Here is a 23149-nt window from a genome sequence, read left to right as displayed (position 1 = left end):
ATTTGGAGGTATCATGGGAGAATCTACAAGCTTAAAAGAGATATTATCAACGTTAACAAAACGCATACTTTTGATTATGATTGTAACCGCGGCTGCCACTGCTGCCGGCGGACTCATTAGTTTCTTCGCACTTACACCCATCTATGAAAATTCAACTCAGATTCTGGTCAACCAATCGAAAAATGAACGAAAAGAAGTCCAATTTAACGATGTCCAAACCAATCTTCAGTTAATCAATACGTACAATGTCATCATTAAGAGCCCTGCCATTTTAGATGAAGTCATTAAAGAAATGGGCCTGTCGATGACATCCCAAGAACTGAATGACAAAATTACCGTATCCAGCGAACAGGACTCCCAAGTGGTCAACATATCAGTCAGGGATGAAAACGCGGAAACAGCGGCTCATATTGCCAATACTATAGCATCTGTTTTTCAAGACAAAATCACATCTATTATGAATGTTGACAATGTCAGCATTCTGTCAAAAGCCGAGGTCTCAGAACATCCGTCCCCTGTATCGCCAAAGCCGCTTCTAAACATTGCCATCGCGTTTGCGGCCGGATTGGCGGGAAGCATCGGACTGGCCTTCCTGCTTGAGCATTTGGATAATACGATCAAATCGGAAGAGCAGCTCGAATCCTTGCTGGACATACCTGTTTTAGGGACAGTTTCCACCATTGCGAATGAGCAGAAAACAGCAAAGACCTTACAGGGTTTCCAATCTGAAAAAACGGGGAGTGGACATTTTGGCGCTTAGAAAAAGCAGAGACTCGCGGATGCGGAGAAATGTCATTGCAATGACAGAGCCGAAATCCTTGAACTCTGAACAATATCGGACGATTCGCACGAATATAGAATTTGCTTCAGTGGACCGGCAAATGAAATCAGTCATGATTACATCGGCTTGTCCGGGGGAAGGAAAATCAACAACGGCCGCCAATCTGGCTGTCGTATTCGCCCAACAGGGAAAAAAAGTGCTCCTGATTGATGCTGATTTGCGAAAACCAACAGTACATACGGCCTTTTTTCTTGAAAATACGGTTGGCTTAACATCTGTTTTATTAAAGAAAAGCTCTATGGAGCAGGCTGTACAAGCATCGAATGAAAAACATCTTGACGTGCTGACGAGCGGCCCGATCCCGCCAAACCCGGCCGAGCTTCTCTCCTCGAAGTGGATGAAGGAGCTTGCATACGAAGCGTGTGCGGCATATGATATGGTCATTTTTGATACGCCGCCTATTCTTGCCGTAGCAGATGCACAGATTTTAGGCAACGTGGCAGACGGTTCTGTTCTGGTTATTTCAAGTGGGAAAACAGAAAAAGAACAAGCCGCAAAAGCGAAAGAGGCGCTTGAAACGTGCAAAAGCAAGCTCCTTGGGGCGATTATGAACGGCAAAAAGCTTTCGAAGCACTCTGAATACGGATATTACGGAAACAAGGACAATTTCATGCAAAATAAATAACGTGCATCGTGCCCGTTATTTATTTTTGCGAAAAAAGGGGGCTAGGACATGATCGATATTCACTGTCACATTCTTCCCGCATTGGATGACGGGGCAGGTGATTCGGCCGACAGCATAGAAATGGCAAGAGCCGCTGTTCGTCAGGGAATCCGGACGATCATTGCGACACCTCATCATAACAACGGTGTGTATAAAAACGAGCCAGCCGCAGTCAGAGAAGCAGCAAATCAGTTAAACAAACGTTTAATCAAAGAAGACATTCCTTTACATGTGCTTCCGGGACAGGAAATCAGAATCTACGGCGAGGTGGAACAAGACCTTGCCAAACAGCAGCTGCTTTCGCTGAATGATACAAAACACATCTTGATTGAGTTTCCGTTTGATCACGTTCCCCGATATGCGGAGCAGCTTTTTTATGATTTGCAGCTGAAAGGATATATTCCGGTTATCGCCCATCCTGAACGCAACAGGGAAATTCGCGAAAACCCGTCTTTGCTGTATCATCTTGTGGAAAAAGGAGCAGCATCTCAGATTACTTCAGGAAGTCTTGCGGGGACCTTCGGCAAGCAGCTGAAAGCATTTTCTCTCCGGCTGGTTGAAGCCAATTTGATCCATTTCGTAGCCTCAGATGCCCATAATGTGAAAACGAGAAATTTTCACACTCAAGAGGCTCTTTATGTTCTAGAGAAAGAATTCGGCTCGGAACTTCCTTATATGCTGACGGAAAATGCAGAGCTTCTCCTGCGGAATCAGACCATCTTCAGACAGCCTCCGCAACCGGTCAAAAGAAGAAAATTGTTTGGTCTTTTTTAACAGCCGATTCTCATTTCACCACTTTCTTTTTGAGAGCGATATAATAGTGTATTGTATGGTTGAATCACATTTCAGAAATCTGTACAGGCTGTACCCGACAGGCTATGCGGGAGATCATTCGCATTCATGATAGGATGTTCTCATACGATATTACGGAAGCTGCAAAGCAGCAATTTAACTGTTGGAGGGAAACAATGAATATAACAGTCATCGGAACAGGCTATGTCGGTCTTGTGACAGGTGTTTCTCTTTCTGAGATTGGACATCATGTAACCTGCATTGATATTGACGCTCACAAGATTGATGAAATGAGAAAGGGCATTTCCCCCATATTTGAACCAGGTCTTGAAGAGCTGATGAGAAAAAATACAGCTGATGGACGGCTGAACTTTGAAACGAGCTATGAGAAAGGCTTGGCACAGGCAGACATCATTTTTATAGCGGTCGGCACACCGCAGAAAAGCGACGGGCACGCCAATCTGGAGCAAATTACAGATGCGGCCAAACGCATCGCAAAGCATGTCAAACGAGATACAGTCGTGGTAACGAAAAGCACAGTGCCCGTTGGGACAAACGATTTGATTAATGGACTGATCACTGAACATCTAGCGGAGCCTGTCAGTATTTCGGTCGCATCCAATCCGGAATTTTTGCGTGAGGGGTCGGCGATCTATGATACCTTTCATGGTGACAGGATCGTGATCGGGACGGCCGATGAGAAAACAGCAAATACGCTGGAGGAGCTTTTCCGTCCGTTTCAAATCCCGATATACCAAACGGATATCAGAAGCGCCGAGATGATCAAATATGCCTCAAATGCTTTTCTGGCCACTAAGATCAGTTTTATAAACGAAATTTCGAATATATGTGAAAAGGTCGGCGCCGATATTGAAGCAGTCGCGTACGGGATGGGACAGGATAAGCGGATCGGGAGCCAGTTTTTGAAAGCGGGCATAGGCTACGGCGGCTCTTGTTTTCCAAAGGACACAAACGCCCTCGTGCAAATTGCCGGCAATGTCGAGCATGATTTTGAACTGCTGAAATCGGTTATCAAAGTCAACAACAATCAGCAGGCGATGCTGGTTGATAAAGCGCTGAACAGGCTCGGCGGGGTGACGGGAAAAACGATTGCCCTTTTAGGCCTGTCATTTAAACCGAATACCGACGATATGAGAGAAGCGCCGTCAATTGTTATTGCAGACCGTCTCGCTGCGCTCGACGCCCGTATTAGAGCCTACGATCCCATTGCAGTTAGCCATGCAAAGCATGTTCTCCCGCAAGCTGTTGAATATAAAGAGACGATCGAGGAAGCTGTCAAAGGTTCTGACGCCGTCATGATTTTAACCGACTGGGCTGACATTAAACAATTTCCGTTAGCGGCTTATCAGGATTTGATGGAAACGCCGCTCATATTTGACGGCAGAAACTGCTACACATTGGATGAGGCTTTGGCTTCAGGAGTGGAGTATTATTCTGTCGGACGGAAGGCGGTTGTTCCGTCAGGTGCAATTCAATAGTTGAAAAAGAAAGGCTGGTTGCGCACCAGTCTTTTTTTTCATCTATTGCGGGGTGCTGAATACATTTGCTACTATTTAACTATTGTTTGGAAAATTATACAGAAGTAGGGCTTCTTTAAACAATCGTTTGAAAAACATTAGAAGAAACGAAGAAAACCAGAAAATAAAACCTTGGAGATGCCGGAAAAGGAGAGAATCTGATGAATCATCTGCCCGAAAAAATGAGACCGTACCGCGACTTGCTGGAGAAATCAGCGAAAGAATACGTGAAACTGAATGTGAGAAAAGGGAAAACAGGACGATATGACAGCAAAATTGCCGGTGATCCCTATTTCCCCAAGCATGAAACATATCCGACTGACGAAAATGGACAGCCGATGAAGCTTCTGGCGCAGATTAATTTCTCGCAAATTCCCCAGCTTGACGGCTACCCTTCTTCAGGTATCCTGCAGTTCTACATTTCTGTTCATGATGACGTCTATGGATTGAATTTTGACGATCGATGTGAACAAAAGAATTTCAGAGTGATCTATTTTGAAAATATCGTAGAAAACGATGACGAGCTTGTTTCTGATTTTTCATTTATTGGCACAGGCGAATGTGATTTTCCGATTTTATCAGAAGCGGCAGTCGAGCCTGTGAAATCTTCGGAATGGGTGCTGCCTACAGATTTTCAATTTGAGCAGTATACGGGCATGGAAACAATGGAGTTCTTTGGTCAGTTCGGCGAGGATGAAGAAGACATTTATAATGAACTGGCTGAAAACGGATTTGGCCATAAAATCGGCGGATACGCTTCTTTTACCCAGCATGATCCACGGGAATACGCATATAAAGAACACACCATCATGCTTTTACAAATTGATTCAGACGATGATATCGATTCAATGTGGGGAGACGTAGGCATCGCCAATTTTTTCATCACACCTGACGATCTAAGGAAAAAAGACTTTTCAAACGTTCTGTACAACTGGGACTGCAGCTAATACAAGCTTTTGATCCAAAGGGTCAGAAGGGGGGGGATAATAGAAGCCAAATGACAAAATCAGACATGGCCGACCAGATGAAGAACATAAACATGAACAATAAGCTCAGCGCCGAAAGAGGCAGATCAACAGCATCTGTCTCTTTCAAGTGCCTTTTTAACTATGACTTTAGGTGATTTTATTTTATAAAACGTTTTCATTAACTGTATAACGAACAAAAACAAGATCAAATACCTACATTCCAAGAGCGTTATATGCCTAAATTAAGCCATTTACCCTATTTAAGCCGCCTTCTGGCTATTTTAAAATATAATATATGGAAATAAAGTATGGAAAAGTCTATCTTCATCAGCCCCTCCATACGACTTTTTGAGTATTAAGAGGTGATTCAGATGGGTTATGAAAGTATGCTAGCGGATATCAAAAGTTCGCTCAACGGAAAAATTTCCGACGTGGAAGACAAGATCGAAAAGCTGAAAAAAGCAAAAAAGGACATAGACACACTGCAAGAAGAGGCAATCACTGAAATCAAAGAAATTGTGAAACCGGAATTGGGCAAGCATTGGACGGGAACAAAAGCCGATGATTTCGACAAGGGAAGAGAAGAGGCGAAATCGGAAGCATCTAAGATTGTGAATGATAAATATAACGAGTATATGGCTTCGATTAACGGGAAAATTTTTGATCTTGAATGGGATAAAGCTAAATATGCATCGGAATTGTTCATAGCAAATGGTGCAGCAGATCTTCTTAAAAAGGGAGAAGAGTTCGCGGAAGAAGTCGGAAATACAATTAGTAAACTAAAATGGTGGTGATCTTTTTTTATGTCAGAAATTAAGCTGAAGTACGACACAGTCATCAAAACATTAGATTCTGTCAAAGATGCGCTTGCTGACGTATCAATCGGCGCCGCAGGATCCAACGGAAAAAACAGCCTCGATTATACGAAAAAATACCATGAGCGTGAGGAGAACATCAAAACCATGCTCGGAGATTACAAAAAAGCGGTACAGAAAAATATCGAGGATACAAAGGATAACGTAGATTCACTCAAAGAGCAGGACGAGGCGATAGCGGTAAAATAGAACAGAAAGGGCAGTGCGATGAGTAAAGTATTTGAATCAAAATCTTTAATCGAAGAAGCGAAGAGCAGAAAAAAGCAATATGAGACGCTTGAAGAGCAGCTGAATACGCTGAAAAAAGCGTTTCAGGGAGTTGCCGATTTAGGCGATAATTTTAAAGGAAATGGCGCGGACAATATTAAAGATTTTTTTCAGGGACAGGCAGAAATCGTAGACAGCTGGCTGACGCTTGTCTCTGCTCAAATTGCGTTTTTAAACGGCATTTCAGGAGATATTAAAGATCAAGAACTGAATGATTCATATGTGGAAACTTCTTTTTTGGATCATGAGCTGCCCAATGGAGACCTGAAAGCCTCAGAGATTGTCTCCGCTCATAAAGAAGAAATCGATTCTATTTTGTCAGGCATCAGCGATATTATTGATCTCGACATGTACACGCTTGACGACTATGCAGATAAGATGGGCGATGCCCAAAAAATCAGACGTGATACAATCACAGCTGTCGATAAGCTTGATGAATCCCTGACCACTGAATATCAAAATTTAGAATCTCTGGACAACGCAGTGCTCACCAAATATTCTGTTCTCATGCAGGCCACCAGCAATGGGAAGAGCGCATCCCCTATGTACTATGACAAAAAAGCCTTCCACAGCAATGAAGTCTACAAAAGCGTCATTGAAGTAGAAAATCAAGGAACAACCTATATCGATGCAAAAACCCAGCAAGCAGAAGCAAGACGGCTCCAGGAAAAAGCCGAGGAAGAAGCAAACAAACCGTGGTACGAAAAAACATGGGATGGAGTTTGCAACTTTACTGGAGAAGTCACTGGCTATTATGATTATAAAAGAGCAACCGAAGGCGTTGATCCGGTTACCGGAGAAAAACTCTCCACCGCAGAGCGTGTGACAGCAGGAGCTATGGCCGCTGCCGGATTCATACCAGTCGTCGGCTGGGCAGGCCGGGCCTTCAAAGGCGGAAAAGCCATCTACAAAACCGGAAAAGCAGCTATCGCTGCTGAACACGCATTAGACGCCTACAAAACAGGCAAATCCTTAGACATTCTCAAAATGACAGAAATGGGCGCATACGGCCTTGTTGCGTCAAACGGATTCTCAGAAGCCGTCACAGGCCGGGATATGTTCGGAAACAAAGTGTCTGAGGAGAAGCGGAAGCAAGGGGCGCTCGAAGCGGCATTGAGCTTGGTTGGAGCTGGTGCATTGGCGAAACATATTGATAAAGGCATCCCGCTTGCTAAATCGCCACAAGTAGCAAAAGTTGAAAAAGGGAGAAAGATTCTAGATCAAGTAAAAGAATTCAAAGTGCCGACGAATGTAAAAATTCGTGTCCGCAAGACTGTCACACCGGATGGGACAACTTTCCCAATTGTTCACGCTGATGTGAAAACGAAAGCTGTGAAAGATCTTGGGGTTGTGAAGATGGTGAGTAGTGGTAAAGGCACTAAGGGTCCGATGATAGAGCAGAAGAGGAAAATACCGGGACGACCGGGTCATACAACAAAAAGTGATTCAACTGAACTTGGGAAAAACTTGTTAGAATCTATGGGATTACCGCGGTCATCAAAATGGACTGGATACCAAGCCCAACATATTATTCCTGGAGAACTATATAACCATCCTATAATTAAAAAAATTGGAATGGAAACAAATCATGCATCGAACGGTATTTTCTTACCAATCCCTGCAGAGGCAATAAGTACTTTGTCTAGACATAGAGGTTATCATAGTGTTTATAATAATGTTGTAAAAAAACAGTTAAATAAAATGGACATTAATGAAAGTGTTGAAATTTTAGAACAACAAGTCTATGAATTACAGCAAAAACTAAAATTAGGGGTAGAAAAAGGAATACCTCTTTATAAATCGAAAATCAAAAATGTAGAAAAATTTTATAAAAGGGGTCAAAACAAAAAGCTCCCTATTTGGCAAAGAGGTGGGGGGGCTACAGAGGAATTATGGGAAAGGTGGTTAAATAAATGAGTAGTTACGGTAAATATAGTGATTTAGTGAAAGAGGTAATTGACTTTATTAAACACGGAGAATTATTTAAGAATAATAATCGGAATTTGTCTGATATTACACTTATAGAAGATTTTGAGATAGCGCAACAATTAGCATGGTCTCAAGATACTGATGAAGTTGAAGTAGTTTGGCAAGATGTAAAATCAAATGAAAGCGGACAGTTGTTGGGTATAATTTTAAATGATGAGCACTTAAAAACATTAGATGAAGAATTGTCGAATATTTTCAATTCTGATGATAACTATTCTGAAGATTTCATTCCTATGGATTTTTGGGATATTGCTGAAGAAGTAGAGTCAGATCTGTATAAATGTGCAATCAATCGTCTAGTAAACGGTAATAAAGACAATCTTTTTGAGAAAATGTTTCAAGTGTATAAATCAGGCGGATGGCCTTGTGGATGGAAAGGTATATATCCTGAAGGTCAATTAGTCGCTTTTATACCCCCTAAAGATGAATAATTAGTGTATTTAATTGGGGTGCACCCAGGAGATTGAACCGGAATTTATAGCATTGAACCTTATAAAAAATAAAGTTTAGGAAATTAATAGTTACTGACAGAGGTTCTCATGGTAAGAAAACATATTAAATTAGATGTTCCAAAAGCTAATATACATCCCTTAAGAATAACACAAGGTTGGAAAGTAAATTATAATCATTTTGTTGAAATAGATCCAAGAACTTTAGAACCGAATGATGATTCCTGGTTTATGTTCACAGACAGTTTGTTGCAGCTTTATCATGAACAATCCTCAATAATGCTTGATTTAGGCTGGGTTCCTGACATTTCTCCTGAAGGTAATTATCTGGTTTTACTAGTCAAAGATAATGATTGGGAAAATCCTATTAAAGAATTTTCATCAGATGACTATAAAAAAGTGATTTTATATATTGAATATCATTTAAAACAAGTAACAACTACTTGGTGGAATGAAGTTTAGATTTTCTTGATTAAAGGATGGAATGGTTACTATTTATGGAACATGGAATCAGATTTATTAATGAATATCCTGAAATTGGTGAGTTGCTTCATCGTCTATTTGTGAATAGGGAATTAGACGAATGGTACAAGAACAAATGCGCAGAGAAAATAAAAGTACCTGATGAATTTAATCAAATAAAAGGTTTGAAAAAAATTGAAGTTAGAGATTTAAACAATCCTTCGGGAGAAATCAATATCCACTTGCAAGATCTTTCTGGGGAAAATGGATTCATTTAGAACAGCAAATCAATATGAAAGTATCTAAATTGGTTCCTGTTTATGTATGAGATTATAGTTATTCCCTAAGACACGATTTAATCGATGGCGTTTATGATATTGTAGGCACCGCTGAATCTTTAGAATTCATTCAGGGAACGAACTATATTAATAAAATAATGCAAGAGAAAGGGTTTATTGAACTCAGTTATTTATATGATTACTACGATACTGTGTATGAGTGGAGTGAATTGCCGCATACAGCCTTTCAACAGGAGATTAACATTAGGAGATGCCTTGTTTACTGATGTATTAGAATTGCTATAGTTAAAAACATGCCGTGTTGTCATCGGCATGTTTTTTTATAGATAGTATAACAATATGGAGTGCAAGGAGAAGCGGGATGGAAAGAGACCATATTTCTCAACTGCAGCCATTAAAAATCTGTAATGGCTGGTCTGTAGTACTGAACAATTTATGTTCAGAAAAAAGAATGCAAGAAAAATGTGAATTACTAATACTATAAAATGAAAAACGTAAGGCCTTTATTAAGGTAAGTTATGAAAATAATCAATACCATATCAAAGTAGCTGGCTTAAAAACAGATAAGATTTATGAAGATGAGTCTTTTAATGAGATAGAACAATTATTAGAAGAGTTAGAATATCAAATCTGGAGTGTGGGAAGCGGGGTTTTAGAGGGTTTGCAGCCACTAAGCCAACAGATTCCCAATTATTTAAGGCTAAAGATACCGGCTGGTTGGACTGTTGATTATATTACATTAAAGGATACTGATCCTAAGACGCTAGAGGCAAATGACGATGCTTGGTTATTTGACTTTAATCAAGATCTCCTGCAGATTTCTCATAAGACAAAAAATTTGCTGCTTGACGTAGGGTGGTACCCAGAAGGTGATCCAGCCGGAAGCTATGGGATTGAACTGATAAAAAACGAAGATTGGGAAAATCCTTTAGAGGATATTATGTGTACTGAACTTAAAGAATTAATTAACAATTGGATTATATTTTTATGAAAGAAATGAAAAATGAATAGTAATAAAAAAGCAGATTATACTATCTGCTTTTTTCAATGATATAATTTGGTGTCATTGCTAGAATCGACATGCAGGACAATTGAGCGCGAAGAGAGGGAAACAAGTAAAATGGAAATACATCAAATACACGATTTTCATCTAAAAGATGAATCGGATTTTGTTCAAACACAACAATCCCTTAGAAATCGTATCAACCTATCCCACACGATCCATCCCAACTCCATCAACACCTGCGCAGGCGTCGATCTCGCCTATTGGGAGCAGAACGGAGAACCATACGGAGTGTGCAGTATTATCGTGATTGACGCTGATACAAAAGAAGTCATTGAAAAAGTGCATAGTATGGGGAAAATCAGCGTACCGTATGTTTCCGGTTTTCTTGCGTTTCGTGAGCTGCCTTTGATCATCGAGGCGGCGAAAAAGCTGGAGACGGAGCCGGATGTCTTCTTGTTTGATGGCAACGGATATCTGCATTACAACCATATGGGCGTTGCCACCCATGCGGCTTTTTTTCTGGGTAAGCCGACGATTGGGATAGCGAAAACCTATCTCAAAATCAAAGGCTATGATTTCGTGATGCCTGAAAATGAAGTCGGTGCATACACCGATATTCTCATTGACGGCGAGGTATATGGCCGGGCGCTGCGAACGCGGGGGGACGTGAAGCCTATTTTCTTGTCTTGCGGTAATTATATTGATTTAGACAGCAGCTATCAGATCACGATGAGCTTGATCAATCAAGAAAGCAGATTGCCAATCCCTGTCCGCCTGGCTGACCTTGAAACGCATGTTTTGCGAACGTTTTATCAGAAAAATCACATGTAACACTTGGGGCTCTAAGTCATCAAGTGTTTTTTTGTATGTGTGTGCTTTCCTGGTCTCAAAAACCTTGTCGTCCTTGTGGAGAGGTTTTATTTGAATGTTTTCCGTGTCAAATCGATAAAAGCCTTTAATGGCGCAGACATCCATTTGTCCTTATGCCATGCTAATTGAGTGAAAACGGGGCAATCGCTCTGCCAATTGAGTTCTTTCATCCGGCCTGCTGCAATATCATCTTTTACTGTCATTTCAGGCAAGATTCCAATCCCAAGTCCGGCCATCACGCATTGTTTGATGGCTTCTATGCTGACGAATTCCAATTTGTTAGGATAGACACCGGAGTCATGCAAATTGTTCTCAAAGAGCGTGCGGTACGAGCAGCCGTCCTCTGTCAGCAGAAGAGTTTCGTTTTGAAGATCCTTCAATGTTACTGGTAAATCCGCAGGAAAAGGATGGTCATTAGCAGCCACCATTTTGATCTCATCCTGAATCAAAGATTCAACGTGCAGTGCGTCTTCCATCCGGTTTACATCCAAGATGAAGGTGATATCAAGCTGGCCCTGTAAGAGCTGTTCTTTCGCTTGTTCATTGGAGATATATGGTTTGAATATGAGCTTTACTTGGGGAAAAGCCTGTTTAAATTCTTTTATGATAGGCGGCAGGCGGTATGTGCACTGGCTTTCCGTCGCCCCGATTTTTAAGGTTCCGGTTGTTTCTCTTACTTGATTTGCGGCCATTTTCGCTTCTTCTGTTAACGCAATGATCTTCTGTGCATAAGATTTGAACGTTTTTCCTGCTTCTGTCAAGATAAGCCGCTTGCCGAGCCGTTCAAATAAAGGCGTCCCAATTTCTTCTTCAAGTGATTTGATCTGAGAGGTAACGCTTGATTGTGCATAATTAAGCATTTTGGCGGTTAGGGTGAAGTTTACATGTTCTGCCGCCGTAATAAAGGTGATCAGCTGCTTCAATTCCACTTGTTCTCTTCCTTTCTAAATCGGTTTTAGCGATTGGATTAATCGAAATAATCATCTGTATTGATTGATGAATCCATTATAAGATGAAGAAAATCATTCGTAAACAAAGGAGCAGATGCATCATGAAAATTGCGGTTATTAACGGCGGAACTCGGTCTGGCGGAAATACGGATGTTCTTGCGGAGAAGGCTGTTCAAGGATTCGATACGGAGCACATTTATTTGCAGAAATATCGAATTCAGCCAATTGAAGATCTGCGTCACGCCCAAGGCGGCTTTCGTCCTGTTCAAGATGACTACGATTCTATCATTGAACGGATATTGCAGTGCCATATTCTTGTATTCGCCACCCCAATTTATTGGTTTGGCATGTCAGGGACATTAAAGCTGTTTATTGATCGCTGGTCACAGACGTTGAGAGATCCGAGATTTCCTGATTTTAAACAGCAAATGTCAGTGAAACAGGCATATGTAATAGCAGTGGGCGGAGACAATCCAAAAATAAAAGGGCTGCCGCTGATTCAGCAATTCGAACATATTTTTCATTTTATGGGAATGTCCTTTAAAGGCTATGTGCTGGGAGAAGGCAATCGTCCAGGCGATATTCTTCGTGATCATCAGGCGCTGTCCGCTGCGGGCCGCTTACTGAAAAGAAGCGATGCGATATGAAGTTTTTGCTGTCGGTCATTGCTGGCTTGCTGATTCTTGCACTCTATTTATTTTGGAAGGTCCAGCCTCCTGTTTGGATACAAGTTGAAACCAATTCGTCCGAGTTGAAGCAATCTGTGAGAATGGCAGGAACCACGCTGCAAGTCAAGCACATCATCAAGAGTGACGCAGGAGAAGAAACAGCTGTCATATCAAACGGCATTTCTGGGCCAAAATAAAAAAGCACCTGTCCAGGTGCTTTTTTCTATAAATGAGGGATCACAAGGCCCCCATATAAAAACGCCGCGATAATCAAAAATGCCGGATGCATTTTGAATTTTGTCATGGCAAGGAGCGAAATTCCCGCAATCACGATCGATTGGATCCAGCCGATCGCTTTGATGCCGTCTGCGCTGATTTGCCAGGTAAGAATGAGCATCATGACCGCGATGACAGGCTGGACGGACAGCGTCATGCCTTTGATGACAGGTGATTGGCGGAAGCGCTGGATGATGCGCAGCAGGACGATCAATGCGAGCGCCGACGGTACGACGGTTGCGATCAGGGCAATTAGGAAGCCGGGCCACCCGCCTGCGCTGTAGCCGACATACGCAGCGATTTTCGTGGCGATCGGGCCCGGCAAAGCGTTCGCAAGTGCGAGCATATTTGAGAATTGATCGTTTGAGAGCCAGCTATATCTGTTTACAACTTCTTCAAACATTAGCGGGATAGACGCAGGTCCGCCGCCATATCCCAGTAGGTTTGCGATAAAAAACGCCATAAATAAATAGATCGATATCATGAGGCTGACATTCCTTTATCTTTTGAATGTTTATTTGTGATTTTGTCTTTCAGTTTAAAATGAAACGCCCCGTACGTTAAGAAAATGATAATGACCAGGCCGGGATTAATCTGTAAAGTTTGCAGGCCGATAAAAGCGATGATAAAAAACAGGATGCCGGTAACCCAGCCGAAACCTTTAAGCGCTTTTTGGCCAAACTCGTACGCCATGATTCCGAGCATGACCGCAATTACCGGCGTGACGGCACCAATCATACCTGCAACAATTGCTGAATGGCTTAACACATTTACAGCCGCAAACAAGCCCACCATCGCAAGACATGTAGGCAGAATGTGGGCGAGGGTCGCCACAACTGCACCTAATGTGCCTTTTAGCTTAAAGCCCAGATAAGCAGCCATTTTGGTGGCAATCGGTCCGGGAAGCGCATTAGCGATTGCTAATATTTCTCCGAATTCATCATCGTCAATCCATTTATATTTATTGACCGCTTCATGGCGGATCAGCGGAATCACGGAAGGTCCGCCGCCGAACCCTAATATGCCGGTGCGAACCATTGCGGCCGTCATATCCCGATAAGGATGGTTTTTCATTCGTTTCTCTCCTTTACAGCTTCATTCCCATACGGCTTTTGTATCGTTTGATCAGCATCTGGCAATCAACACTGACGACGCCTCGCAATGGATACAGCCGTTTTGTTAAAAATTCTTCCATTTCTTGATCGTTGGCAAAGATCCCATGCATATGCAGCTTGCTCGGGCCTGTCATGTGATAAAGGCTGGTGACCGCAGGCTCTTCCTCAAGCTTAAGAGCGACCTCTTCTAAAAATTGCGGTTCTACCTCGACATTGAAAAACACGGAAACATGAATGCCGATTTTAGCGGGATTGATGACAGCGGTGAATTTTTCAATCACACCGGCTTCAATTAATTGGTTGATACGGGCCTGCACGGCGACCCGTGACAAATCGACTCTTTTGCCAAGATCCGTATAAGAAATTCTGCCTTCTTCATGCAAAATCGTGAGAATTTGTTTATCAGTCTCATCAAGTACAAGGTTGGGGATTTGATATTCATGACTCAATTGCTCCACCTGCTTTCGTAGCCTTTTAGCAATCATTTTATCATAAAAGTTACGTATCGAAATAATAATTTTTCATTTGTTTTCGAAATGAATGCGAAAATATCTTATTATTTGCGAAAAGAAGAAAGTTCGTCAGTTTTTCTGCCGGATCAGTAGATGTGAAAAATCAGGCTCCCTATACTGAAGAAAATTTCTTAAAAAAGGGGACTTGTGATGAACAAATCTGTCATCGGTACAAAGCAAATGGTCGTCAGTCCGCATTACCTCGCTTCTCAAGCCGGAAACCTTATACTGGATAAGGGAGGCAACGCGTTTGACGCCGCTGTTGCGGTGAGTGCTTGTCTTGCGGTTGTGTACCCGCATATGACCGGACTTGGCGGGGATTCCTTTTGGCTGACCTTTCACCAGGAAACAAAGGCAGTAAAAGTCTACAATGGCAGCGGCCGTTCAGGAAAAAACGTAACGAGAGATGTATATAAGGGAAAAAGCGCGATTCCGCTGCGGGGGATTGACAGTGCCATTACCGTGCCGGGAATGGTTGATAGCTGGGATGCGGTCCTGAAGGAGTACGGGCGTCTGTCTCTTGCAGATGTATTGGAGCCCGCACGCGATTATGCCCAAAATGGGTTTCCTGTATCAGCTGATCAGTGTCGTCACACAGAAAAGAATATTGAATTGCTGGCTTCCACGCCTTACACGGCTGACATCTTCACGAGAAGGGGCAAAGCACCTGTCCCGGGAGAGCGGTTTGTGCAAAAAGAGCTTGCAGACAGTCTGAATGTGATTGCTGAAAAAGGAAGAAGCGCATTTTATGAAGGAGATCTCGCTCAGCGGATTGTCTCACATTTACAAAATAACGGCAGTTACATGACAATCGATGATTTTAAAGCGCATCGGGGTGAGTGGGCAGCGCCTGTATCAAGTGATTATCGAGGATACAGTGTGTATCAGGCGCCGCCGAATTCTCAGGGATTTACCGGTTTATTAACACTGAACATTTTGGAAAACTATGATTTCACCCAAATCGAGCACGGTTCATTTGAGTATTATCATGTGCTTGTGGAGGCGTTAAAAAAGAGTTTTGTAGATCGGAATGCCTTTTTGACTGACCCTGCGTTTGCTGACATTCCGCTTGAAAGGCTTTTAGATAAAAATTATGCGAAACGATTGGCGGGAGAAATCGGCTATCTGGCAGAACCGGCAGAAAGCAGGCCGGTGGGAAGTGATACGGCATATGCGGCCGTAATCGATGCGGATGGCAACGCAGTGTCATTCATTCAAAGCCTGTACTTTGAATTTGGCTCGGCAGTCACTGCCGGTGATACAGGCATATTACTGCAAAACCGCGGATCATTTTTCTCACTGGTTGAAAATCATGTCAACACGCTTGAACCGAGAAAGCGCACCTTCCATACGTTGATGCCGGCTATGGTCTGTAAAGGCGGAAAGCCAAAAATTCTGTACGGCACACAAGGCGGCGAAGGCCAGCCGCAGACCCAGACGGCCATCATTACCCGAATGCTGGACTACGGAATGCATCCACAACAGGCAATCAGCGAACCGCGCTGGGTATGGGGCAGAACGTGGGGAGAGGAATACGAAGGTCTCAGAGTCGAGGGCAGATTTACAGACAAAACAATCCAAAAACTGAAAGACAGCGGGCATCTCGTGGAGGTTGTCGGTGACTATGATCCGCTGATGGGACACGCGGCTGCAATCAAAGTTGATGAAGAAGGCTTTCTCCAAGGCGGAGCCGATCCTCGGGGAGACGGAGCGGCTGTGGGGATTTAAATAACTATAGGGTACAAATATAAATCAAAAGCATAAACATAAGGGAGACCTCTACAATGTGGTACATATACTGTTTATCTTCAGGTCTATAATGCCACTCCATAAAAATTCGTATTGAGTCAATCACAATAAAAAATAAAAGAAGCAAATATTCAACTGGAAAAAAGGAGAGTGAAATCACAAACAAAATAAGTAAAGTGATTTCGATCCATTTGTGTGTATTGCTGACATGCTTATATCGCCAGCCGGATTTATCAATACCGTATTTTTTCTTTATAAAAAATTGAGAGGCGAGACTGATGGTAATAGCGATCAGCATTAAAATCCAAAAGTTTGTCATTCCAATTCCTCCTAATCCTACCTTTATACGAAGAAAAAGAAAAAACGTTTCATAAAAGAACACCCCGAGCTTACTCTGGGTGTTCTTTTTTTTGATATTTTTTCAGTTTTTTACAGGCGATATTTTGTAATCATAAGGTCTTTTTGACTAGTTTCTTCTATTTAAATAGTTCTTTTCAGCTGGGACGAATCAGTGTGAATTCTTCCCCCAGCTTGGCATAGTGATTTCCCGCCAATCGTGAGGCAGGCTTTAATTCATTCGTTAAAATATATCCCTTTTCTGCATCATACACCTTTTCATCTAGGTGGAAGCAGACAACTCTTCCGATGAGCAGATCTGCTGTAGTGACGCCTTGATCATTGTCAAAGGTAATATGCCGCTCTAATTTGCACTCAAAGCGAACGCGGGCTTCCTTAATGCCGGGAACTGAAACAGCTTTGCTTTCAACAGGATGAAGCGAGGTGCGTGTAAGCTCGCTTTCATCCGGCCTTAAGCTTGCAGCTGTTTCATTGATATCTTCAATGATGGCTTCATCACTGACATGAACGACAAATTCTCCGTTCTCCACTGCGTTTCGCGCTGTATCTTTTTGGCGTCCTTCCGTCCTGTTAACAGAAATACTGAGAAGCGGAGGATCTGAGCTGACGACGTTATAAAAACTGAAAGGCGCGGCATTGACCGCTCCTTCTGAAGAAAGTGTTGTCACAAATGCAATGGGGCGGGGAATAACGGTACCTGACAATAGCTTGTATGTGTCTTTGGCACTAAGCTGATCAGCTTGAAATATGTACATAGCAACAACCGCCTTTATCGTTAGGATACCTTGATTATAACGAAATGGTTTAAAGGAAACCAAATGATGCGGGTTGCATATGTTATGTCATGACATATATCTAATACAGGGCAAATAAAAAAATAGGCTTCCGTACCTCCGCCGGCAGCCTATTGAAACAATGAAAACTTAGATTATTTGTATTTCTTTTTGACTACCCAGCAATTGCCGTCTTTCCAGTATTCTTTTTTGCTGTCATAATCATCGTGTCTTTTGTAGTCGTCGCAGTGGTGGTGCGGTTTTTTGTAGTATTTCTTATGGGAACGATAAGATTTTTTGTGTGTACGGCATGACTTCTTATAGCTGCGAGATTTTTTCTTGTGAGAACAGTATGACTTTTTGTAGCTGCGAGATTTTTTGTAAGAACGGCAAGATTTTTTGTAGCTGCGAGATTTTTTGTAAGAACGGCAAGATTTTTTATAGCTGCGAGATTTTTTGTGAGAACGGTACGATTTTTTGTGGCTGCGTGATTTCTTGTGAGAGCAGTATGATTTTTTATGGCTGCGAGATTTTTTGTGAGAACAGAATGATTTTTTGTGACTGCGAGATTTTTTGTGAGAGCAGTATGATTTTTTATGGCTGCGAGATTTTTTGTGAGTGCGGTGCGACTTTTTATGACTGCGTTTTTTTCCATGAGGCTCTTGGTATAAATAATCCTTTAAACCTTCTTTTTTTGCGGATTTCACCGCTTCTTTGATGTCAGAATGGGAATAGTGGCCCAATTTGAAATCCTCCTTTTAAAAATGATGTTAAGGATGAAGATCCTTACTACCCTCATAGTACGCGCGGTTTTAAAAAGTGTATAAGTGTTCCGCTGAGATCTTATAAAAATAAAAGCCTAATATTTGTAAGGAGGATTATGGATGAAGAATCAATCCAATTTACCGCTTTATCAGCTGTTTGTTCATCCAAAAGATTTGCGTGAATTAAAAAAGGATATATGGGACGATGATCCGGTGCCAGCTGTGATGAAGGTAAATCAAAAAAGGCTGGATATTGATATCGCTTATCGGGGATCACATATCAGAGACTTCAAAAAGAAGTCATACCATATTTCCTTTTATCAGCCGAAAACATTCCGCGGCGCGCGAGAGATTCACTTAAATGCGGAGTATAAAGACCCTTCCTTGATGAGAAACAAATTGTCTCTGGATTTTTTCTCGGAGCTAGGGACACTGTCTCCAAAGGCAGAGTTTGTGTTTGTAAAGGTGAATGGGAAGAATGAAGGGGTTTATCTTGAACTTGAATCCGTAGATGAATATTATTTGGCGAAAAGGAAGCTGGCTGATGGCGCGATTTTTTACGCGGTGGATGATGATGCTAACTTTTCTCTGATGAGCGATTTGGAAAAGGAAACGAAGACGTCGCTGGAGCTTGGATATGAAAAGAAGACAGGGACTGTGGAAGATGATTTTTATTTACAGGATATGATTTTTAAAATTAATACTGTCCCTAAAGCTCAGTTTAAGTCAGAAGTGACAAAACACGTGGATGTCGATAAGTATTTGCGCTGGCTTGCCGGTATTGTATTCACCTCGAACTATGACGGGTTTGTCCACAACTACGCATTATACAGAAGCGGGGAAACCGGATTATTTGAGGTGATTCCTTGGGATTATGATGCGACCTGGGGCAGGGATATCCATGGAGAGCGGATGGCTGCCGATTATGTAAGAATTCAAGGATTTAATACACTAACCGCCCGGATATTGGATGAATCCGAGTTTCGCAAGTCCTACAAGCGCCTGTTAGAAAAAACGCTCCAATCTCTTTTTACGATAGAATATATGGAACCGAAAATCATGGCGATGTATGAGCGGATTAGGCCTTTTATCTTGATGGACCCATACAAAAAGAATGATGTTGAGCGTTTTGACCGCGAGCCGGATGTGATTTGTGAATATATTAAAAACCGTTCACAATACCTCAAAAATAATTTAAGTATTTTATGAATGTGTGAAAATAGGTATTCTGCTGAAAAAGCGACAATTAGGCTATTGAATTAGTTCAACAAATAAACGTGACACGTATATATGCAATATGTTTATCATCTATGTATAAGTGACTAGGAGGAACTTGAATGAGCAAGAGGAGAATGAAGTATCATTCAAATGATGAAATATCTTATTATAACTTTTTGCATTCAATGAAAGATAAAATTGTTACTGTATATCGTGGAGGTCCGGAATCTAAAAAAGGGAAATTAACTGCTGTAAAATCAGATTATATTGCTTTACAAGCTGAAAAAAAAATAATTTATTATCAGTTGGATCATGTGAAAAGTATTACTGAGGATACCAATAATAGCACCACAGCAATTGAGACTGAGGAAATGCCCGACGCTGACGATTTTCATAGCTTAATCGGACAATTCATGAACCAATCAGTTCAATTTAATCAAGGGGGTCCGGAATCTAAAAAAGGAAGATTGGTCTGGCTGGGAGATGATTACGCTGCGTTAAACACAAATGAGGATGGGGTAGTGTATTTTAATATCCATCACATAAAGAGTATAAGTAAACATGAGCCCGATTTGAAAATAGAAGGACAGACGCCATCAGGTGTCTTGGAAGCTGATGATTTAAGCGAGGTTTTTAAGAGTCTGACTCATAAATGGGTTTCAATTAATCGTGGAGGTCCGGAAGCCATTGAGGGTATCCTTGTAGATAATGCCGACGGCCATTATACTATAGTGAAAAATCAAGAGGTGCTTCGCATCTATTCTTATCACATAAAAAGCATCAGCTTAGGCCCAAAAGGGTCGTACAAAAAAGAGGATCAAAAGAATGAACAAAGCCAGGAAGACAATAATGATAAGGACAGCAATTCGTTCATTTCTTCAAAATCATATAGCTCATCAAAATCATCTAAACGATCACTAAAATCTTCAGATTATCAATCATCCAAATCTGGCCGTTCGTCACGTTCAAAAAGTTCATCAAAATCATCTAAACGATCACTAAAATCTTCGGATTATCAATCATCCAAATCTGGCCGTTCGTCACGTTCAAAAAGTTCATCAAAATCATCTAAACGATCACTAAAATCTTCGGATTATCAATCATCCAAATCTGGCCGTTCGTCACGTTCAAAAAGTTCATCAAAATCATCTAAACGATCTTCATCAATCAATCATCAACATACAGATTATGGCCGTTCGTCACGTTCAAAAAGTTCATCAAAATCATCTAAACGATCTCCAAGATCATCAGATTATCAATCATCAAAATCATACAGCTCATCAGGTTCAAAGAGTTCATCAAAATCATCTAAACGATCACCAAGATCTTCAGATTATCAATCATCAAGATCACCAGGTTATTCAAGTTCAATAAAAAGTTCAGGAAAACAAAAGGAAGATTATAGCTATGAAACGATTGTCAGAACGATAGACTATCACTGGAAACGTAAATTTTAATAGATAATGGAGGAGCATCAGATTAAGTGATGCCCTTTTTCAGTTAAAGGAGGAGAATCGTGAAAGGTTTGAATCAATTCCTTAACACAGATGTTGAGGTTGTCATTTCAGGAGATACAAGGTTTGTCGGCACCCTCATAGATATCGGACAGGATATTTTTGTTATTTTTGATGGCTGCAATTATCTTTATATTCCCTTGTTGCATCTTCATCAAATGAAAAAGGCGAAAATAATGACCAGTACTGAGAAGCCATTTTTGATCAATCCGGAAGATCCAATGATAGAGGCAGAAACTCAAGCTTTTTCATATAGAAATACATTAAACAAGGTCAAAGGCCAGTTTATTGAAGTTTATGTAACTGGGGGTCGATCGATCCATGGGTATGTTACAAATGTTTTAAACGATTATATTGTATTTTTCTCACCTGTATTTAAAATACTTTTTATATCTATGCATCATTTAAAATGGTTTACCCCTTATTCAACTGAACAAACACCGTACACTCTTGACAACTCACAATTGCCTGTCGTGCCTTCCAAAGTTCCTCTTGTGCGTAATTTTGAGGAGCAGATCAAAAAAAATATTGGTGAATTGGTCATATTTGATATGGGAGAGGTGCCAGAAAAAGTTGGTCTATTAAAGGATGTCTCTAATAATATCATTGAGCTTATTAACGCAAATGGAGAGCCAATCATTTGGAAGTTAAATCATCTAAAGACAATGCATCTTCCCTAGTGTATGCAAAACTGCCCTCTTGAATAGCAGAAGGCAGTTTTTCGTTTCATACTGTACTAAAGAAATAACCAACTGATCCAAAAATATAAACATGTTAACGTAAAAAGTACAGTCAGCGGAATGATGATAATGGTCGTTTTTATATATTCGCCCCATGAAATACTTTCATCATGCTGTTTTAATATATGCATCCAAATAAGCGTTGCTAAGGTTCCCATAGGTAATAATAATGAACCGATATCACTGCCGATAATATTTGCCAAGTAGATGATTTTTGTTGTTGAAGGATTCAGGGTCATTTCAGTTAAGGTAAAAGTACTGATCATTAAAGCTGGATGGTTGTTAAAGAGATTAGAAAAAACTGAAGTAGAGATACCTGATGCGAAAGTTGCGTGGGCGAGGCTTCCAGAAACGACAGGTTCAAAATAATTCACAAGTAACTCAGTGAATCCAATATTATGCAGACCATAAATTAAGACATACATAGTAAAAGCGAATATAAAAATGTGCCAAGGCGATTTATATAACAAGTCTCTTGGGGAGGTTTTGAAATAAATCCATCTCCAGCTCAACAGGATAAAAGATCCGATGACAGCGACTAGAGGAACAGAAATACCGGTATATGATGCTGCAAATAGACTCATTCTGACGAGAAAAACAAATGCAAGCACAAACAACATGATTTTTGTTTGATTTCGTTCTGGTAAAGGAGCTGATGGCGAATGAAGAGGATGGTACCTTCTATGCCGCAGAGACTGAAAATGGCTCGGTATATCTGGCAGGTTCTTGGGAAGACGTTTATAAAAGAACATAAACAGTAGACAAGTCATAAAAATGAGTCCCATCATACTAGGGACAAACATCATGGCAGTGTGAAGATATAGATCCATTCCAATGATTTTGAGAGAAATTAAATTAACAATATTACTTACGCCAATCGGTGCGCTAGAGGCTGTGGCTATTAAAACACCGCTTAATAAATATGGGGCTTTTTGATGTTTTTTTAAACCTAAATATTTTAGTACAAGCAAAAGGATTGGAGTTGTGATCAAAATGCTCCCATCATTATTCAGGAAAATGGTCATGAGAAAGCAGAGCAAATTGGTTAGCCAAAAAAGCTTGATGCCTGAACCCTTGGATTGTTGGAGCAGTTTTGCAGCCACCCAATAAAAGAAACCAAAGCTTTCTAGTGCAATGGCCATAATCATAGTGGCAAGGATTGTAACCGATGCACCCGTGACTTTTGTTCCGATTTCCCCTAAGTCTGCCAATGACACACTTCCGCACAATAAAACCATTAAAGCGCCAAATGTGGCGGGGATAGCTTCATTTAGTCCTTTTGGTCTCCAGAAAATAAAAATCATTGTTACGAAAAAAGCGAGCAATGTGAATATGCCGGTGAACTCAATAATTTACTTCACCTCTCTATCTTTCATTTTTAAAATCAAACTAATGTCCTGCGCTTACTAATGTCCTTGCCAACTATTTGTACTGTATGTATACGTATACTGATATGAAGTTGTACTAAGCGATTATATTAAATTAATAAAATT

General features: G+C 41.1%; 26 protein-coding genes and 2 pseudogenes. 20 read left to right on the top strand and 8 right to left on the bottom strand.

What is annotated here, in order from left to right; translation table 11 throughout:
- The first annotated feature begins 13 nt into the window (after nt 1-13).
- From tkmA to MHH82_RS34235, 14 genes and pseudogenes are all read left to right on the top strand, one after another.
- Nucleotides 14-760 (top strand): protein-tyrosine kinase activator TkmA, encoded by a 747-nt coding sequence (tkmA, locus tag MHH82_RS34300; RefSeq protein WP_003227811.1) that lies wholly within the window; start codon nt 14-16, stop codon nt 758-760.
- Nucleotides 750-1466, top strand: a complete 717-nt coding sequence (ptkA, locus tag MHH82_RS34295) for a tyrosine-protein kinase PtkA (RefSeq protein WP_015714839.1) — start codon at nt 750-752, stop codon at nt 1464-1466. The genes tkmA and ptkA overlap by 11 nt, the downstream gene beginning before the upstream one ends.
- A 48-nt stretch (nt 1467-1514) precedes the next feature.
- The gene (locus MHH82_RS34290; RefSeq protein WP_021480777.1) at nt 1515-2279 is read left to right on the top strand and encodes a tyrosine-protein phosphatase; all 765 of its coding nucleotides are present in this window, start codon (nt 1515-1517) and stop codon (nt 2277-2279) included.
- A gap of 194 nt (nt 2280-2473) precedes the next feature.
- Entirely contained in the window at nt 2474-3796 is a 1323-nt protein-coding gene (uglF, locus tag MHH82_RS34285; RefSeq protein WP_072173792.1) for a UDP-glucose 6-dehydrogenase UglF, read from the top strand.
- 200 nt (nt 3797-3996) lie between these two features.
- Nucleotides 3997-4782 (top strand): YwqG family protein, encoded by a 786-nt coding sequence (locus tag MHH82_RS34280; protein ID WP_072175609.1) that lies wholly within the window; start codon nt 3997-3999, stop codon nt 4780-4782.
- A 50-nt stretch (nt 4783-4832) separates the two neighbouring features.
- The gene (locus MHH82_RS34275) at nt 4833-4958 is read left to right on the top strand and encodes a hypothetical protein (protein WP_128441894.1); all 126 of its coding nucleotides are present in this window, start codon (nt 4833-4835) and stop codon (nt 4956-4958) included.
- 216 nt (nt 4959-5174) lie between these two features.
- The gene (locus MHH82_RS34270; protein ID WP_003242741.1) at nt 5175-5597 is read left to right on the top strand and encodes a YwqH-like family protein; all 423 of its coding nucleotides are present in this window, start codon (nt 5175-5177) and stop codon (nt 5595-5597) included.
- Nucleotides 5598-5606: 9 nt separating this feature from the next.
- Nucleotides 5607-5867: a YwqI/YxiC family protein gene (locus tag MHH82_RS34265; RefSeq protein WP_003221757.1), complete on the top strand. Its 261-nt coding sequence runs from the start codon at nt 5607-5609 to the stop codon at nt 5865-5867.
- An 18-nt stretch (nt 5868-5885) separates the two neighbouring features.
- Nucleotides 5886-7862 (top strand): T7SS effector LXG polymorphic toxin, encoded by a 1977-nt coding sequence (locus tag MHH82_RS34260; protein WP_072175608.1) that lies wholly within the window; start codon nt 5886-5888, stop codon nt 7860-7862.
- A complete protein-coding gene (locus MHH82_RS34255) occupies nt 7859-8365 on the top strand; it encodes a hypothetical protein (RefSeq protein ID WP_024572841.1) in 507 nt (168 codons plus the stop codon). Before MHH82_RS34260 ends, MHH82_RS34255 begins: the two co-directional genes overlap by 4 nt.
- 108 nt (nt 8366-8473) lie before the next feature.
- Nucleotides 8474-8845 (top strand): hypothetical protein, encoded by a 372-nt coding sequence (locus MHH82_RS34250; RefSeq protein WP_072175607.1) that lies wholly within the window; start codon nt 8474-8476, stop codon nt 8843-8845.
- A 35-nt stretch (nt 8846-8880) separates the two neighbouring features.
- Nucleotides 8881-9429: pseudogene (locus MHH82_RS34245) on the top strand (hypothetical protein).
- A gap of 76 nt (nt 9430-9505) precedes the next feature.
- Nucleotides 9506-10155 (top strand): annotated as a pseudogene (locus MHH82_RS34240) (hypothetical protein).
- Between the two features lie 109 nt (nt 10156-10264).
- Nucleotides 10265-10981: an endonuclease V gene (locus MHH82_RS34235; RefSeq protein WP_038829863.1), complete on the top strand. Its 717-nt coding sequence runs from the start codon at nt 10265-10267 to the stop codon at nt 10979-10981.
- 86 nt (nt 10982-11067) lie between these two features.
- Here MHH82_RS34235 and MHH82_RS34230 read toward each other — a convergent pair whose 3' ends face one another.
- Nucleotides 11068-11949 carry a LysR family transcriptional regulator gene (locus MHH82_RS34230; RefSeq protein ID WP_014481127.1) on the bottom strand — a complete coding sequence of 294 codons (882 nt, stop codon included), beginning with the start codon at nt 11947-11949 and terminating at the stop codon, nt 11068-11070.
- 122 nt (nt 11950-12071) lie between these two features.
- On the opposite strand from MHH82_RS34230, the gene MHH82_RS34225 reads away from it, so the two are divergent.
- Both MHH82_RS34225 and MHH82_RS34220 read left to right on the top strand, forming a co-directional pair.
- The gene (locus MHH82_RS34225; protein WP_064911633.1) at nt 12072-12617 is read left to right on the top strand and encodes a flavodoxin family protein; all 546 of its coding nucleotides are present in this window, start codon (nt 12072-12074) and stop codon (nt 12615-12617) included.
- Complete coding sequence (locus MHH82_RS34220; protein ID WP_032722655.1) at nt 12614-12835, top strand: hypothetical protein; 222 nt, start codon at nt 12614-12616, stop codon at nt 12833-12835. The genes MHH82_RS34225 and MHH82_RS34220 overlap by 4 nt, the downstream gene beginning before the upstream one ends.
- Before the next feature lie 26 nt (nt 12836-12861).
- On the opposite strand, the gene chrA is transcribed toward MHH82_RS34220, so the two are convergent.
- From chrA to chrS, 3 genes are read right to left on the bottom strand one after another with little or no spacing between them, the layout of a single operon-like run.
- Entirely contained in the window at nt 12862-13398 is a 537-nt protein-coding gene (gene chrA, locus MHH82_RS34215) for a chromate resistance efflux protein ChrA (protein WP_029726023.1), read from the bottom strand.
- Nucleotides 13395-13988 (bottom strand): chromate efflux transporter subunit ChrB, encoded by a 594-nt coding sequence (chrB, locus tag MHH82_RS34210; RefSeq protein WP_072175606.1) that lies wholly within the window; start codon nt 13986-13988, stop codon nt 13395-13397. The genes chrA and chrB overlap by 4 nt, the downstream gene beginning before the upstream one ends.
- A gap of 13 nt (nt 13989-14001) precedes the next feature.
- The gene (gene chrS, locus MHH82_RS34205) at nt 14002-14478 is read right to left on the bottom strand and encodes a chromate efflux transcriptional regulator ChrS (RefSeq protein ID WP_014478181.1); all 477 of its coding nucleotides are present in this window, start codon (nt 14476-14478) and stop codon (nt 14002-14004) included.
- A 213-nt stretch (nt 14479-14691) separates the two neighbouring features.
- Here chrS and ggt point away from each other — a divergent pair, with 213 nt between their 5' ends.
- Nucleotides 14692-16269 (top strand): gamma-glutamyltransferase, encoded by a 1578-nt coding sequence (gene ggt, locus MHH82_RS34200; protein WP_072175605.1) that lies wholly within the window; start codon nt 14692-14694, stop codon nt 16267-16269.
- Between the two features lie 4 nt (nt 16270-16273).
- On the opposite strand, the gene MHH82_RS34195 is transcribed toward ggt, so the two are convergent.
- The 3 genes from MHH82_RS34195 to cotG form a co-directional block, all read right to left on the bottom strand.
- Complete coding sequence (locus tag MHH82_RS34195; RefSeq protein ID WP_038829868.1) at nt 16274-16609, bottom strand: DUF4181 domain-containing protein; 336 nt, start codon at nt 16607-16609, stop codon at nt 16274-16276.
- Between the two features lie 175 nt (nt 16610-16784).
- Entirely contained in the window at nt 16785-17402 is a 618-nt protein-coding gene (locus MHH82_RS34190) for a flavin reductase family protein (RefSeq protein ID WP_072175604.1), read from the bottom strand.
- Nucleotides 17403-17575: 173 nt separating this feature from the next.
- Complete coding sequence (gene cotG / locus MHH82_RS34185; RefSeq protein WP_080009846.1) at nt 17576-18163, bottom strand: spore coat protein CotG; 588 nt, start codon at nt 18161-18163, stop codon at nt 17576-17578.
- A 141-nt stretch (nt 18164-18304) separates the two neighbouring features.
- On the opposite strand from cotG, the gene cotH reads away from it, so the two are divergent.
- The 3 genes from cotH to MHH82_RS34170 all read left to right on the top strand — a co-directional run bounded on the left by cotH (nt 18305) and on the right by MHH82_RS34170 (nt 21596).
- Nucleotides 18305-19393, top strand: a complete 1089-nt coding sequence (gene cotH, locus MHH82_RS34180) for a spore coat protein CotH (RefSeq protein WP_014478176.1) — start codon at nt 18305-18307, stop codon at nt 19391-19393.
- 128 nt (nt 19394-19521) lie between these two features.
- Nucleotides 19522-20859 (top strand): spore coat protein CotH, encoded by a 1338-nt coding sequence (locus tag MHH82_RS34175; RefSeq protein WP_340970427.1) that lies wholly within the window; start codon nt 19522-19524, stop codon nt 20857-20859.
- Between the two features lie 59 nt (nt 20860-20918).
- On the top strand, nt 20919-21596 hold the full coding sequence (locus tag MHH82_RS34170) for a DUF2642 domain-containing protein (RefSeq protein WP_064671505.1): 678 nt from the start codon (nt 20919-20921) through the stop codon (nt 21594-21596).
- A 56-nt stretch (nt 21597-21652) separates the two neighbouring features.
- On the opposite strand, the gene MHH82_RS34165 is transcribed toward MHH82_RS34170, so the two are convergent.
- The gene (locus MHH82_RS34165; RefSeq protein WP_015251069.1) at nt 21653-22981 is read right to left on the bottom strand and encodes an arsenic transporter; all 1329 of its coding nucleotides are present in this window, start codon (nt 22979-22981) and stop codon (nt 21653-21655) included.
- Nucleotides 22982-23149: the final 168 nt, after the last annotated feature.

This window comes from Bacillus sp. FSL K6-6540, from assembly GCF_038007545.1.
Note: the sequence above shows the minus strand (reverse complement) of the source record. Positions and strands in the feature narration are given on the sequence as shown.

Coding starts and splice junctions, on each gene's coding strand:
- tkmA (WP_003227811.1), top strand. CDS start 14: ATGGGAGAATCTACAAGCTTAAAAGAGATATTATCAACGTTAACAAAA.
- MHH82_RS34290 (WP_021480777.1), top strand. CDS start 1,515: ATGATCGATATTCACTGTCACATTCTTCCCGCATTGGATGACGGGGCA.
- uglF (WP_072173792.1), top strand. CDS start 2,474: ATGAATATAACAGTCATCGGAACAGGCTATGTCGGTCTTGTGACAGGT.
- MHH82_RS34280 (WP_072175609.1), top strand. CDS start 3,997: ATGAATCATCTGCCCGAAAAAATGAGACCGTACCGCGACTTGCTGGAG.
- MHH82_RS34275 (WP_128441894.1), top strand. CDS start 4,833: ATGACAAAATCAGACATGGCCGACCAGATGAAGAACATAAACATGAAC.
- MHH82_RS34270 (WP_003242741.1), top strand. CDS start 5,175: ATGGGTTATGAAAGTATGCTAGCGGATATCAAAAGTTCGCTCAACGGA.
- MHH82_RS34265 (WP_003221757.1), top strand. CDS start 5,607: ATGTCAGAAATTAAGCTGAAGTACGACACAGTCATCAAAACATTAGAT.
- MHH82_RS34260 (WP_072175608.1), top strand. CDS start 5,886: ATGAGTAAAGTATTTGAATCAAAATCTTTAATCGAAGAAGCGAAGAGC.
- MHH82_RS34255 (WP_024572841.1), top strand. CDS start 7,859: ATGAGTAGTTACGGTAAATATAGTGATTTAGTGAAAGAGGTAATTGAC.
- MHH82_RS34250 (WP_072175607.1), top strand. CDS start 8,474: ATGGTAAGAAAACATATTAAATTAGATGTTCCAAAAGCTAATATACAT.
- MHH82_RS34235 (WP_038829863.1), top strand. CDS start 10,265: ATGGAAATACATCAAATACACGATTTTCATCTAAAAGATGAATCGGAT.
- MHH82_RS34225 (WP_064911633.1), top strand. CDS start 12,072: ATGAAAATTGCGGTTATTAACGGCGGAACTCGGTCTGGCGGAAATACG.
- MHH82_RS34220 (WP_032722655.1), top strand. CDS start 12,614: ATGAAGTTTTTGCTGTCGGTCATTGCTGGCTTGCTGATTCTTGCACTC.
- chrA (WP_029726023.1), bottom strand. CDS start 13,398: ATGATATCGATCTATTTATTTATGGCGTTTTTTATCGCAAACCTACTG.
- chrB (WP_072175606.1), bottom strand. CDS start 13,988: ATGAAAAACCATCCTTATCGGGATATGACGGCCGCAATGGTTCGCACC.
- ggt (WP_072175605.1), top strand. CDS start 14,692: ATGAACAAATCTGTCATCGGTACAAAGCAAATGGTCGTCAGTCCGCAT.
- MHH82_RS34195 (WP_038829868.1), bottom strand. CDS start 16,609: ATGACAAACTTTTGGATTTTAATGCTGATCGCTATTACCATCAGTCTC.
- MHH82_RS34190 (WP_072175604.1), bottom strand. CDS start 17,402: ATGTACATATTTCAAGCTGATCAGCTTAGTGCCAAAGACACATACAAG.
- cotH (WP_014478176.1), top strand. CDS start 18,305: ATGAAGAATCAATCCAATTTACCGCTTTATCAGCTGTTTGTTCATCCA.
- MHH82_RS34175 (WP_340970427.1), top strand. CDS start 19,522: ATGAGCAAGAGGAGAATGAAGTATCATTCAAATGATGAAATATCTTAT.